This is a genomic window from Trueperaceae bacterium (genome assembly GCA_036381595.1).
Classification (GTDB): domain Bacteria; phylum Deinococcota; class Deinococci; order Deinococcales; family Trueperaceae; genus DASVCN01.
The window spans coordinates 38,388-51,023 of sequence record DASVCN010000009.1; the positions used below are offsets into that span (position 1 = coordinate 38,388).

Below are 12,636 nucleotides of genomic sequence, written 5' to 3' on the forward strand. Positions count from 1 at the left end.
GCGCTCGGGGGTCAGGTCCCGCGGCCGGTCCGGCCTGGCGGCACCGGACTGCTGGGCCGGCCCACGTCGCCGTTCCCCTGAGCCGGGGCAGAGGGACGCCCCGCGGGTTGCCCGGGAGCGCTTGCGCCCCGGCCGTAGCCGCCGACGCCACCTGCTCCGCCGGCGCCGCCGCCCGGCTTGCCGGAGATGCCGCCAGTTTCCACGAGCCGCTGGAACTCCTTCTGATCGACAGCGCGTGACATGCCGGTCTCGAAGGTGATGGCCCGCTTGAGGTGGAGTTCGGCGAGGTGGGCGTCCATGGTGATCATGCCAAGCTGGCCGCCCATCTGGATCTGCGAGAGGATCTGGTGCGTCTTCCCCTCGCGGATCAGGTTGCGAACCGCAGGCGTAGCGAGCATGAACTCGTAAGCGAGCACGCGTCCGCCCCCGGCGCGCGGCACCAGCTGTTGGGTGAGGATGGCCTGCAGGTTGTTGGCGAGCTGAACTCGAACCTGCTCCTGCTGCGCTTCTGGGAACACGTCGATGATACGGTCGACAGCTTCGGGGGCCGAGTTCGTGTGCAGCGTGCCCATGACCAGGTGGCCGGTCTCGGCCGCCGTCACGGCGGCGCCGATCGTCTCGTGGTCTCGCATCTCGCCGACGAGGATGACATCTGGAGCCTGGCGCAGCACGCTCCTCAGCGCCTTCTCGAAGCTCAGGGTGTCCTCGCCGATCTCGCGCTGGTTGACGATCGAACTCTTGTGGTGGTGGAAGAACTCGACCGGATCCTCGATCGTGACGATGTGCTTCTTGTATTCGCTGTTGATGACGTCGATCATGGTTGCGAGCGTGGTCGACTTACCGGAACCGGTGGGACCGGTGACCAGCACGAGGCCACGGGGGATGCGGGCGACGTCGGCGACCGACTGCGGCAGGCCCAGCTTGTCGAAGGGCACCACCGTCTCCGAGATGGTTCGCATCACGCCACCCACCGAGCCGCGCTGGAGGAAGGCGTTCACCCGGAAGCGGCCCTGACCCGAGAGGCTGAACGAGAAGTCGAGGTCCTTGCGCTCCTCGAAGTTCCGCTGCTTCTTCTCGTCCATCATCGAGTACATCAGCTTGCGGGTGATGTTGGGGGTGAGAGGCTCGAACTCGGTGGGACGCCACTCGCCGTCGATCCGCAGCATGGGCGGCAGCCCCACGGTGATGATGAGGTCCGAGGCCCGGCGCTCCACTGCCATCTTCAGGAGGTCGACGATGTCGGCCTGGAGTTGAGTCTGTTTGAGGTTGTCTGTCATCGTCGGTTCCTACTTCCTCAGTCGGAGGTCCTGGCCAGCACTTCCTCGAGGGTGGTTATCCCCTCGAAGGCCTTGAGGATGCCGTCCTGACGCAGGGTCTTCATTCCCAGGTCGGTAGCGATGTTCTTGATGTCGAGGGAAGACTTCTCCTGCACGATGGCGGATTCGATCTCGTCGTCCACCACCAGCAGTTCGTGGATGCCGTGGCGGCCGTTGTAGCCGCTGCCGTTGCACTTCTCGCAGCCCACGCCTCGGTAGAGGGTCTTGCCATCTATCTCTGCTTCGCTCAGTCCTATGCGCCGCAGGACCTCGGGTTCGGGGGTGTACTCGACCTTGCAGTTGCTGCACACCTTGCGCACCAATCGCTGCGCGAGCACGCCGATGAGGGACGCCGAGACGTTGAACGGCTCGATGCCCATCTCGACCAGTCGGGTTATGGCGCCGGCTGCGTCGTTGGTGTGCAGCGTGGCGATGAGAAGGTGACCCGTGAGAGCGGCTTCGACGGAGATCTTGGCGGTCTCCTGGTCACGGATCTCACCGACCATGATGATGTCGGGGTCCTGCCGCAGGAAGGAGCGCAACGCCCGGGCGAAGTCGAGGCCAGCCTTCGGGTTCACCTGAGTCTGGTTGATGCCCGGGATCTCGTACTCGACCGGGTCCTCGACGGTGGAGACGTTCACCTCCGGTACGGCGATCCGCTTCAGTATCGAGAAGGTGGTGAACGACTTACCTGAACCGGTAGGGCCGGTGATCAGGAACATGCCGTACGGCTTCTGGATGACGTCCTCGAAACGCTGGAAGTTGTGCTCGAGGAAGCCGAGGTTCTCGATCTCGGGGATGCTCGAGGCCTTCTTGAGGATACGCATCACGGCTTTCTCGCCGTACACGGTGGGCAGGGTCGAGAGTCGCAGGTCGACTTCGAGGCTCTTGTCCTTGAAGCGGACGCGGCCGTCCTGGGGCATGCGCCGCTCGGCGATGTTGAGACCACCCATGATCTTCACTCGAGCGGCGAGAGCGGGCGCGGTTCCCTTGGGCATCGTCATGTACTCGCGCAGCGAGCCGTCCTTGCGCACCCTCACCACCACCTGGTCGGGCCGTGGCTCGATGTGGATGTCGGAGATGTCGGAGACCACCGCTTCACGGATGATGTTGTTGACGATCTTCACCAGCGCGTTGTCGTCGATCGCGCTTACTTCTTCTGCCTCGGTCTCGCGCGCCCCGACCTCTTCCATCACCGCCCGGGCGAGTTCGTCCATGTCGTCACCGTTCCGATAGAAGCGGTTGACGAGCCTGGTCAGCGTCTCCTCGGTGGCGACCGCCGGCTGGATCTCCTTGCCTGTGATCAGGCGGATGTCGTCGAGGGCGAAGACGTGGCGAGGGTCCTTCATCGCCACGACCAGCATGTTCCCGTCGATCCTGATCGGCATGGCGTTGTAGCGGCGTACGGTCGACTCGGGGACCATCGTCACGACGTAGGGGTCGACGGTGACGCTGTTCTCCTCGATGAACTCATAGCCCAGCTGCATCGCCAGTGAGCGGGCCAGCATCTCGGGGCTGATCTTGCCCGACTGGACGAGGGTGTCCTCGAGCCGTCCGCCGCCCGAACGCTGGCGGCTAAGCGCGTCCTCTATGTCGTCGTCCTTCACGTAGCCGAGGTCGACGAGGATCTCGCCGAGCGGCTTCACCCGGCCGAGCTTGTTCTGCTCCTCCAGGGCCCGGCGCAGCTGGTCGCGCTTGAGCTTGCGGTCGCGCAGCAGGGTCTCGCCCAGGCGGCCCTTATCGTCGGCGTAGAGCTGCTCGACCCGCTCAACGATCACGCTCTCGGCCGCCGAGACGAACTTGACCTTGCGACGCACGATGTCCTCGATGTCGGGGATGCGGCGCGGGTCGGCAATCGCCACCACCAGCGTGTCGTCCTCCTCGCCCAACGGCACCGCGTTGAACTGCAGAGCGTCGAGGCGCAACAGGGTAGAGGCGAGGTTCTGGTTCGGCGGGTAGCCGTCGAGCGACTCGAGGAACGGTATCTCCAGCTGTTCGGCCTGCAGCTTGGCGACATCGAGTTCGCCGAGCGCCTGCTGCTCGATGAGGATGCGGGAGAGCAGGCCGCCAGTGCGCTGCTCCTCCTTGATCGCCGCCTGCAGCTGTTCCTCGCTGATCAGGCCCCGTTCGACGGCCAGGGTGCCCAGCCGCTGGCCGCTGTCCACATCGACGTCGGCGGGCGGGACGAGACCCAACTCCGGGTAGTAGGTGGCCATCGCCCAGCGCATCTCCTTGTGGAGCGCCTGGTACGGCTCGACGATGCAACCCGAGGCGTCTTCGACCTCTTCGATCGCGAGAGCGTCGAGCGGGTCCTCGAACGCCACCCTCAGTCGGTTCCCCTCCAGCCGGAACGGAACCGCTCCGACCTCGTAGGCGAGGTCGGAGGGCACCTTGGCGATCGCCTCCGGCATCACGTCGACACGGGGCAGCACCACCAGCGGGATGCCGATCGACTCCTCGATGGCGCGCGCTATGCGCTGTTCCGAGATGACTCCGATGTTTACGAGGATCTCGGCCAGTCGGCCGCCAACCTCCGCGTGTTTGCCGATGGCTTGCTGAAGCGATTCGTCGTTGACGTAACCGCGTTCCAGCAACACCGCGCCTAGGCGCTTGTCACCGATCGACAGGACGGCCATGGCCACCTCCCTGCAATATCCACCGCTCGAGATAGCGAGCTGCGCGTGTATGCGGCAGTTTCCCAGGCGTAAGGGGCCGCACCAGAACCGAAACCATGCCAGCGAGATTCGCCCCCAGTACGTCGGTGAACAACTGGTCACCGATCATGGCCGTCTCGCTGGCGCCGTAGCCGAGCCGCTTGAGCCCTCTCCTGAAGGCCCACCAGAACGGCTTGCCCGCCAGATGGAAACCCTCGATGTCCAACTCCCGGCAGCAGCGCTCGACGCGCTCGCGCGCGCCGTTCGAGAGGAGCGCTACCGGCAGGCCGGCTTCACGGAGAGAGGCGAGCCAGTCGCGAGCGCTCTCCGGCAACTCGGTTTCGTTGGACGCGAGGATGGTGTCGTCGAGGTCGACCATCACGGCCTTGACCCCGTAGCCGCCAAGCAACTCGGGGGTTGCGTCGTGAGCGACCGAAACGACCACATCTGGCGTGAGCATTCGCAAAGTCTATCACTGCCCTCTCATGTCGGAAATAGGAATTTTTACGTTCGTGACGGCGTTTTTGGCGCCCCTAAAGCTGCCGCTGCTACCGGTGGCGGCGCTCCTCATCTTCCTCCACCGGAAGCGACATGCCCTCCCTGAGGACCGACAGGAAGGCATCGGTGCCGTCTATCCACGGGTAGTGGCCTCCCGGGAGCAGGCTGAAGAGCGCGTGCGGAAGCCGCTCCAGCCCGGCCTCGGCCTGCTCCGGATAGCTGGTGCGGTCCTCGCGAGAGGCCATCACCACGGTTGGCGCCGCTACGGCCGAGAGCTCATCCAACACTTCGAGCTTCCAGGGCGCTGCCGGCATCGCCGAAGCGTGCGGTCCCAGCAGGGCTTCGCTGTCGCTGTGCTCGAGGCGCAGTCGACTGGAGGGGTCGGGGAACTCCATCCGGTCGAACAGCTGCTTGGCGGCGACCCACTCGAAGGCCTGGTCGACCAGTTCCTCGGCATCGAGCGCTTCCGGGTCGGCCAACGCCTCCTCGGGAGGCAGAGCCAGTTCCGTCTGCCGGGAGGCGACCGCCGCCTCGCGCTGGAGAGCGCGGGCGAGCAGCGGCATCGAGAACCAGGGGTTGACGAAGAGGAGCCGCTCGAGCCGCTCCGGGAAGCGGGTGGCGAAGCGAGCGGCTATGAGCGCACCGAAGCCGTGGGCAAGCAGGCTGGTAGCCGGCAGTTCGAGCGCGTCGAGTACGGTGACCACGTCCTCGGCCAAGTCGTCCAGTTCGAAGTCGTGACCGGCGTAGGAGCGGCCCGCGCCCCGCTGGTCGGCGTAGATCATCCGGAAACTCTCGAGATCGTCGCCGATCAGGTCTCTGAACGAGTAGCTGTTGTAGCCCGGGCCGCCGTGGAGGTAGTAGAGGAGGGGACCGCTTTCCGGGCCTACCTGCTCGACGTACAGGTCGGCGTCCTCCCGCTCGATGTGATAGGGGGTGTCGAGGAATGCCATGACGTACTCTATGCACGCCCTTCGCCCGTCACAAGGAGAATCGAAGCGGCCGGTTTCGCTCCGGCCCAGTGCAGGCGACTGCCTGCTTGCTCACATCCGGTTCCTGCCGCACCGTGGTACCTTCGTACATGGCCGCTTGAGAAGGGCGCGAGGTTTCTTTCGATACCTTGCGCCCTTCTTCTATTCGCGGTCGAGCTGGAGGCGATATGGACGATTTGACGCGTTATTCCCGTCAGTGCAAGCCCACCGCCCAGCAATCCGGACACAACCAGGGCGCCTCCGATGGCGCCAAGCGGGGTGACAAGCGTGGAGGAACGCGTCTACGGAAGCGTACTCTTAGCGACCTGCAACCGCTGGTTCGTGATGGTCGCTACCGGATAGGTCCTCACGCGAGCAAGCACGCCACCTGCGAAGGCTTCACCGAGCAGGACATCCTGGCGGCCGTCTTCTACGGGCGCGAGTTGATGCGCTACGTGCAGGACGAGAGGTTGCTCGTGCTCGGATTCATCCGTCCCAGTCCCGAGGTCCACATCCCGCTTCACGTGGTCCTCGACTACAGCACGCCACGGTGGGTCGATGTGGTCACGGCGTTCATCCCCATGGAACCGCACCGGGTGGTGTCGCGAACGCGCTTGGCCGAGGCGCTCCGCTACGACCGGCACATCCCGGCGAGCCGCTGGGTGGGTCCGGGCGCGGGCTGAACGAGGGGTCGCACCTGGAGGCCGACGTGCCGCCTGACGGCGGCCGGGCAGCTACCGGTCGGCGCTGGTGTTCCGTCCTTCGAATCGGTAGAAGCGCCGCGCGTTGGCGTCGGTACACTCCTCGATCCGCTCCAGGGTCTCGCCTCGCACTTGGGCCAACCGCTCCGCCGTGTGTCTGACGAAGGTCGGGAGGTTGCGCTTGCCTCGCTTGGGCGCCGGCGCCAGGTAGGGGCTGTCCGTCTCGACCATCAGTCTGTCGAGAGGCACCAGCCTGGCCGCTTCCCGTAGCGGTTCGGCGCTCGGATACGTCAGGTTGCCCGCGAAGGAGACCAGCCAGTCGAGTTCCAGAGCCGTCTCTAGCAGTGGCTGGTTCCCGTTGCAGCAGTGGAGGACGCCGCGCCGGTGACCCGCCTCGCGGATCGCCCGACTCGCCTCACTCGACGCCTCGTCGCTCCCCTGCCTGTCGCGTACGTGGAGGATGAGCGGCAGATCGAGTTCGATCGCCAGGCCGGCGTGCCACTCGAACGCCGCACGTTGGCTTGCCAGCGTCTCTCTGTCCCAGTGGGTGTCGAATCCGGTTTCGCCTACCGCTACCACTTTGTGCCCACGAGCCTGCTCTTCGACTCGATCGCGTACTCCCTCGTCGGCTGCGTCACCAGCGTCGTTCGGGTGGATGCCGACGGCCGCCCAGACGTTGGCGATGGTGGCAGCGAGACGCAACGAGCGTTCGTTGCTCTCCACCGACGTGCCGACGGTAACGAGGGCCGCCAAGCTCGGATCGGCGGCGGCCGCGGGATCATCGCACGAGTCGAGGTGGCAGTGGCTGTCCGTCATAGGCGGTCAGCATACCGGCGATCCAGTGTCGAAACGGCTCCTGGAAAACCCGGTCGGGACCATGACGTAGAGTGAGAATCCCGTAAGAAGTCGGTAAGAACCGAGTAAGAGGCTCCTTGCTACCTTCCTCACAGACGATGATCTGACCGGAGCCCGAGCGGCGACCGGATGTCGGAGAGGAACACGAGGATGGTCCAGGAGATCGAATCGTTCGAGTACATAGCGAGTCTTTCTAACGAGCAGCTCGGCGAGCTGATGGGCAAGTGCCAGGACATGATCGACGACGGCTCGGCCACCATCGACGAGTACGAGGCGTTCGTGATCTGTCAGAGGGAACTGGCGAGGCGCACCTGGGCCTGACGCCCAGCGCCTGATTTCACAAATGGAGATGCAGGTGGCGACGTAGCATGCCCCATGTTGCGTCGCCACCTGCTTTTCTTCGTCACCATGCCGCTGCTGGCGGCCTGCGCACCGCATTTGCCCGCCCTCGGTCAGGCAACACCGACTGCTCTCGAGACCGCGGTACTGCCCGAGTTCACTCGTGTAGGCACAGCCTCCTGGTACGGCCCCGGCTTCGCCGGCCGGCTCACCGCCAGTGGCGAGGTGTTCGACCCCAGCGAGCTGACGGCCGCTCACCGCACCCTGCCCTTCAACACCCACCTGAGGGTCACCAACCTCGCCAACGGCCGCAGCGTCGTGGTGAGGATCAACGACCGTGGACCGTTCAGCGGTGGCCGGATAATCGACCTCTCGAGGGCGGCGGCCGAAAGCATCGGCATGATAGGCAGCGGCACCGCCCGGGTGAGGCTCGAACCGATCAGCGGCGTCGGAGGGGTACTGCCTGCCGCCCCGGATCCTTCCCTCGCCCACTGGGACGTCATCGCACGCGGCTTTCAGCCGGGTGAACTCCTGCTCCTCTCCTCGGCCACCAGCGGGCCAATCCTCGTGCGCGTGGTGGGCAACGAGATACCTGCCTCGGCGGGGGCAGAGATACTCGTCTCTCCGGAACTGTCGAGGGAGCTGGGAAGCAGCGTCACCGTGCAGGCCCGGCGCTAAACCGAGCCCGGTCGCCTGCGACAGGCGGCGGCTATCTCCCTAGCTAGGTCACCTGCGACATGCCGCGGCTATCTCCCTCGCAAGGCCCGCTGGCGAGCCTCCCTCCTCGAGTAACCTGACCAGGGCCGAGCCCACGACGACGCCATCGGCGGCCCGGGCTACCGGCCTGGCAGTTGCGCCGCTGGAGACTCCGAAGCCCACCGCCACCGGTATCTCGCTCACCTGCTTCACGCGCCGCACCAGCTCGGGCACCTCGGCCCCCACGGAATCGCGAGCGCCGGTGACGCCGGTGACCGAGACCGCGTAGACGAAACCTCGGCAGGCCGCCGTCACCTTGCGGAGGCGCTCCTCCGTCGACGTCGGCGCCACCAGGAAGATCGTGTCGAGGCCCACGTCGCGCGCGACGGGGAGCAGCCCCTCGGCCTCTTCCGGGGGAAGGTCCGGGAGGATGACGCCGTCCGCGCCCGCCGCCCGCAGCTCTCTCACGAACGCCGATTCGCCCCCTGGGTAGGTGTAGATCGGGTTGTAGTAGGTCATCACGAGCAGCGGCTTCTCGGTCCCGGCTCTCAGGTTCGAGACCAGTTCGAGGGTTCGCGCGGGTGTCACGCCGGCTTCGAGCGCCAGCTGGGAGGAGCGCTGGATGGTGGGTCCGTCGCCGAGCGGGTCGGAGTAGGGGAGGCCGACCTCGAGCAGGTCGGCGACCTCGAGCAGTTCGCGGGCCGCGGCGAGGAACCGCTGGTCGTCGGGGAAGCCGGCCGTCAGGTAGGGCACGAACGCCGCCCGGTTCTCGCTGCTCGCTGTAGCGAAAGCCTCCGAGATCCGGCTCACGACGGCACCTCGGTACGTTCCAGCAGCCGGCGCGCCTCGTTGACGTCCTTGTCGCCGCGGCCGGAGAGGTTGACCAGTACGACCGAGCCGGCACCCAGCTCACGGCCGAGGGTGAGGGCGTGGGCCACCGCGTGAGCGCTCTCGAGGGCGGGGATGATCCCCTCGGCCCGCGCCAGCAGCTGGAACGCCTGCAGCGCTGCGGTGTCGTCGACAGCGACGTACTCGGCAAGCCCGGCATCCTTGAAGTAGCTGTGCTCGGGCCCCACGCCAGGGTAGTCGAGACCGGCCGAGATGCTGTGAGCCGGCATTATCTGGCCGTTGTCGTCAGACAGGAGGTACATCAGCGCACCGTGGAGCACGCCCCTCTTGCCGAAGCTGATCGAGGCCGCGTGGGAGCCGCTGGCGATCCCGTGACCGGCCGCTTCGACCCCGACCAGCCGAGGCCGCTCCCCTGAAGGGAGGTAGGCGTAGGGCGCGAAGAGCCCGATCGCGTTGGAACCGCCCCCGACGCAGGCGACGACTGCGTCCGGGGCACGTCGTCCCTCCTGTTCTTCGAGCTGCTCCATCGCCTCGAAGCCGATCACGCTCTGCAGGTCGCGGACGATCATCGGATAGGGGTGGGGACCAACCACCGAGCCGATGATGTAGAAGGTGTCGCGAACGTTGGTGACCCAGTCGCGGATCGCCTCGTTGGTGGCGTCCTTGAGGGTGCGGGTGCCGCTCGCAACGGGACGTACCTTTGCCCCCAGCAGCTCCATGCGGAAGACGTTGAGCGCCTGACGGCGGACGTCCTCCTCGCCCATGTAGACGATGCACTCGAGACCGAACAGGGCGGCCGCGGTAGCGGTGGCGACGCCGTGCTGGCCTGCCCCGGTCTCGGCGATCACCCGCTTCTTGCCCATCCGCCTGGCGAGCAGGGCCTGCCCGACGGTGTTGTTGATCTTGTGTGCACCCGTGTGGTTGAGGTCCTCGCGCTTGAGGTATATCCGGGCGCCGCCGGCTTCGCGACCCAGGTTGTCAGCGCGAGTGAGCAGGCTCGGACGGCCCACGTAGCTCTCGAGGTAGCCGTCCAGCTGTACCCGGAAGGCCGGGTCGGCCATGGCTTCGCGGTAGGCCCCCTCCAGCTCGTCCAGTGCGGGAATGAGGGTTTCTGGCACGTAGCGGCCGCCGTAGATGCCGAAGCGGCCGCGCCGGTCTGGCGTCGGGAAAGTGAAGGTCATCTGGCCTCCAGGGAGTTGTCGAATGGGGTTACTCGGTATATGGGCCGGCAACAGGCCGGCCTGGGCCGCCGAACCGGTCAGCCCAGGCGCCACCAGCGCTGATGATGCCACTTGAAGCTGCGCGGCGTACGGTAGCGCGGCCGAGAACGCATGGGCAGATTGTAGCAGCAACTCGGCGTAGCTCAGGCCGAGGCGATGATGAGGCCCGTGCTCTTGGTGATCCGAACCCGCCCTTCGCGATCTATCCGTTGCTGGATCAGACCTCGGACCTCGGCCAGCCGTTCCTCCTGCTCGGAGTCGAGGGCGAGCGCCGAGAGGATGTAGCGCACCAGTACCTCTGGTGTAGGGCGATGCGGGCCTCCAGTCGGGAGGAGTCCCGGTACTGACTGGTGAGCAGGTAGTTCTGGTCGGTGTAGCGAGTCACGACCTCAGCAAACCATCTGATGCCGTGCCGGTGGCGCCAAAGAGAAGAAGGCCGGCGCCCCCGTGCCGGCCTTCCCTCTGTCGGTGGTTCCGCTGCCCCCGATGTGAAAGAGGATAAGGCAGGCGTGCATGTGCCGATAGAACCAGGTGTCGCATCCGATCGATGACAGTTGTCTCAAGGCGCCGCGGCGATCACCGGATGGTCCGTGCTCCGCCGCGCGCCGGGACCAGTTGGATCCGGGCGAGATAGCGCTGGCTCCCGCCCAGTGAGGCGTACTTCCGCCAGATCGCGTCGAGTTCGCTCTGCATCGCCTTGGCGTCCTCGAAGTTCAGGTAGAGGGCATCGTGCGAGGCCGAGAGAATGGCGGGGGAGGCACTGGCCAACGGGTCCACGAGTTCGAACGGTCGGCGGGCCAGTCCTACGTTTAGTACTCCGGCCTCGTCACGCCATACCTGGTGCCCCCAGTTCGGGTACCAGTCCGACCATGCCTCGAGCATCCCCTTGTCGAACTCTTCGTCCCAGTACCGGTTCCACTGGCCGCTCCAGGTTTCCGGTCCTTCCGCCACCGCATGAGGGATGAAGAAGCTTCGAGCGGCGCTACGGTAGAGCTTCAGCGGCTTGCCGATCCGCCGGATAGTGCCGCTGACTTCGAGCAGGCCCAGCTGCAGGAACCGCTGTACTCGCCTATACTGCGTGCTCACTGGGACATCGAGCATTCTTGCCACTTCGGTTACAGTCAGTTCCTGGTCGATGAACGGCGAGAGTTGCGAGAGCGTCGCAGGCTCCCTGAGGAGGACGGCGGCGCGCGGGTCGCGCACGATCATCACCCTGTTTGCATCCAGCTCTTCCATATCAAGCAGGGTAGCGCGACAGTCAGTCATGGATGCGAATCGACCGAACCGGGCGAAGGGAGTTGGAGTGCTTCGCCCGTTTCATTACGGACCCTTCCTCCGCTACTTCCTTAGCCAATCCATTTCCAGCGTCGGCAATCGCGTTTATGCACTGGCTCTCCCGTTCCTGATATTCGAGCTAGGGGGCGACGCGGGTGATCTCGGTACCGCTTTCACCGCCTTCTCGGTCCCGCAGCTCCTGTTCCTCCTGGTAGGCGGCTTGGCGGTGGATCGGCTACCGCGCCGGCAGCTCATGATCCTCGCTGACCTTCTACGCCTGGCTGTCCTAGCGGTCGTCGTCGTCCGGCTGGCGACAGGAACACCGACCCTCCTCGAAGTGCATCTGATGGCAGGGCTCTTCGGCTTCGCCAGCGCCTTCTTCCAACCCGCGTCGTTCTCCATCGTGCCGGAACTCCTACCGAAGGAGGAGTTGGCCTCGGGGAACAGCCTGAGGGCGTTCTCGCAGGAGATGGCCGGGGTGCTCGGTCCCCCGATAGGTGGGGTTCTCGTGGCCTCGGGCGGCGTCGCTTTCGCACTCGGCTTCGACCTTCTCACTTTCGTGGTCGGGGTGGCACTGCTCTTCACACTACCGGGCGCTCCTCCGACTGATCCCGACGTCCATGAACCGTTCGCCTTCCGGCAAGAGTTCCTGGCTGGTTTCGACTACGTTCTGGGAAGCACCTGGCTCTGGCTGACCATCCTCATCTTCGCCTCCGTCAACGTGTTCATGGCCGGCTCGATAGCCGTGGTCCTACCGGTAGTCGCCGAGTCGTCGCTCGGCGGTGCAGCCGCTTTGGGTTGGCTGCTCGCTGCGATGGCCGGCGGCGCTCTCGGTGGATCGCTGCTCCTGGGCCAGCTGGGACTACGCCGGCGGCGGGGCCTCACGGCCTACCTGGGCGTTGCTGTCTCCGGGTTCTGCCTGCTGTCGTTCGCCCTGGTTCCTACTATGACCGTGGGGCTTACCTCGATGTTCCTGCTGGGGGCGAGCCTGATCCTCTTCGGTGTGATCTGGGAGTCTACCGTTCAGGAGCTGGTGCCGGCCCAAATGCTGGGCCGGGTGATAAGTATCGACATGCTCGGGTCGTTCGCGCTCCTGCCTCTCGGATACCTGCTCCTCGGTCGAGCTGTGCAGGCGTACGGCCCGGCCGTCGTGCTGTTCACATGCGGTACGCTCACCGTCGCGCTCGTGCTCGTCGGCCTGGCGGTTCCCGCCATCAGGCGTCTCGATTAACCGGATCTGGCGTTGGAGGGCGGTTCGGTGCTCG

At 65.7% G+C, this 12,636-nt stretch carries 13 protein-coding genes; 4 read left to right on the forward strand and 9 right to left on the reverse strand.

Annotated features, from left to right (window positions below):
- Nucleotides 1–11 precede the first annotated feature (11 nt).
- From VF168_02330 to VF168_02345, 4 genes are all read right to left on the reverse strand, one after another.
- A complete protein-coding gene (locus VF168_02330; protein ID HEX7003006.1) occupies nucleotides 12–1,277 on the reverse strand; it encodes a type IV pilus twitching motility protein PilT in 1,266 nt (421 codons plus the stop codon).
- 17 nt (nucleotides 1,278–1,294) lie between these two features.
- On the reverse strand, nucleotides 1,295–3,952 hold the full coding sequence (locus tag VF168_02335) for an ATPase, T2SS/T4P/T4SS family (GenBank protein ID HEX7003007.1): 2,658 nt from the start codon (nucleotides 3,950–3,952) through the stop codon (nucleotides 1,295–1,297).
- Nucleotides 3,930–4,430, reverse strand: coding sequence for a YqeG family HAD IIIA-type phosphatase (locus VF168_02340; protein ID HEX7003008.1), 501 nt, complete (start codon nucleotides 4,428–4,430; stop codon nucleotides 3,930–3,932). Before VF168_02340 ends, VF168_02335 begins: the two co-directional genes overlap by 23 nt.
- A gap of 88 nt (nucleotides 4,431–4,518) precedes the next feature.
- Nucleotides 4,519–5,418, reverse strand: coding sequence for an alpha/beta hydrolase (locus tag VF168_02345; protein ID HEX7003009.1), 900 nt, complete (start codon nucleotides 5,416–5,418; stop codon nucleotides 4,519–4,521).
- 206 nt (nucleotides 5,419–5,624) lie between these two features.
- On the opposite strand from VF168_02345, the gene VF168_02350 reads away from it, so the two are divergent.
- Entirely contained in the window at nucleotides 5,625–6,119 is a 495-nt protein-coding gene (locus VF168_02350) for a DUF4258 domain-containing protein (GenBank protein HEX7003010.1), read from the forward strand.
- A 51-nt stretch (nucleotides 6,120–6,170) separates the two neighbouring features.
- Here VF168_02350 and VF168_02355 read toward each other — a convergent pair whose 3' ends face one another.
- Nucleotides 6,171–6,953 (reverse strand): TatD family hydrolase, encoded by a 783-nt coding sequence (locus tag VF168_02355; GenBank protein HEX7003011.1) that lies wholly within the window; start codon nucleotides 6,951–6,953, stop codon nucleotides 6,171–6,173.
- 168 nt (nucleotides 6,954–7,121) lie between these two features.
- On the opposite strand from VF168_02355, the gene VF168_02360 reads away from it, so the two are divergent.
- Nucleotides 7,122–7,313 (forward strand): hypothetical protein, encoded by a 192-nt coding sequence (locus VF168_02360; protein HEX7003012.1) that lies wholly within the window; start codon nucleotides 7,122–7,124, stop codon nucleotides 7,311–7,313.
- 54 nt (nucleotides 7,314–7,367) lie between these two features.
- Nucleotides 7,368–8,009, forward strand: a complete 642-nt coding sequence (locus VF168_02365; GenBank protein HEX7003013.1) for a septal ring lytic transglycosylase RlpA family protein — start codon at nucleotides 7,368–7,370, stop codon at nucleotides 8,007–8,009.
- A gap of 48 nt (nucleotides 8,010–8,057) precedes the next feature.
- On the opposite strand, the gene trpA is transcribed toward VF168_02365, so the two are convergent.
- From trpA to VF168_02385, 4 genes are all read right to left on the reverse strand, one after another.
- A complete protein-coding gene (gene trpA / locus VF168_02370; GenBank protein HEX7003014.1) occupies nucleotides 8,058–8,837 on the reverse strand; it encodes a tryptophan synthase subunit alpha in 780 nt (259 codons plus the stop codon).
- On the reverse strand, nucleotides 8,834–10,057 hold the full coding sequence (gene trpB / locus VF168_02375) for a tryptophan synthase subunit beta (GenBank protein ID HEX7003015.1): 1,224 nt from the start codon (nucleotides 10,055–10,057) through the stop codon (nucleotides 8,834–8,836). Before trpB ends, trpA begins: the two co-directional genes overlap by 4 nt.
- A gap of 182 nt (nucleotides 10,058–10,239) precedes the next feature.
- Nucleotides 10,240–10,386 (reverse strand): hypothetical protein, encoded by a 147-nt coding sequence (locus VF168_02380; GenBank protein ID HEX7003016.1) that lies wholly within the window; start codon nucleotides 10,384–10,386, stop codon nucleotides 10,240–10,242.
- Nucleotides 10,387–10,672: 286 nt separating this feature from the next.
- Nucleotides 10,673–11,332 (reverse strand): hypothetical protein, encoded by a 660-nt coding sequence (locus VF168_02385; GenBank protein HEX7003017.1) that lies wholly within the window; start codon nucleotides 11,330–11,332, stop codon nucleotides 10,673–10,675.
- A gap of 67 nt (nucleotides 11,333–11,399) precedes the next feature.
- Between VF168_02385 and VF168_02390 the strand changes: the two genes are divergently transcribed.
- Nucleotides 11,400–12,602 (forward strand): MFS transporter, encoded by a 1,203-nt coding sequence (locus VF168_02390; protein HEX7003018.1) that lies wholly within the window; start codon nucleotides 11,400–11,402, stop codon nucleotides 12,600–12,602.
- Nucleotides 12,603–12,636 lie beyond the last annotated feature (34 nt).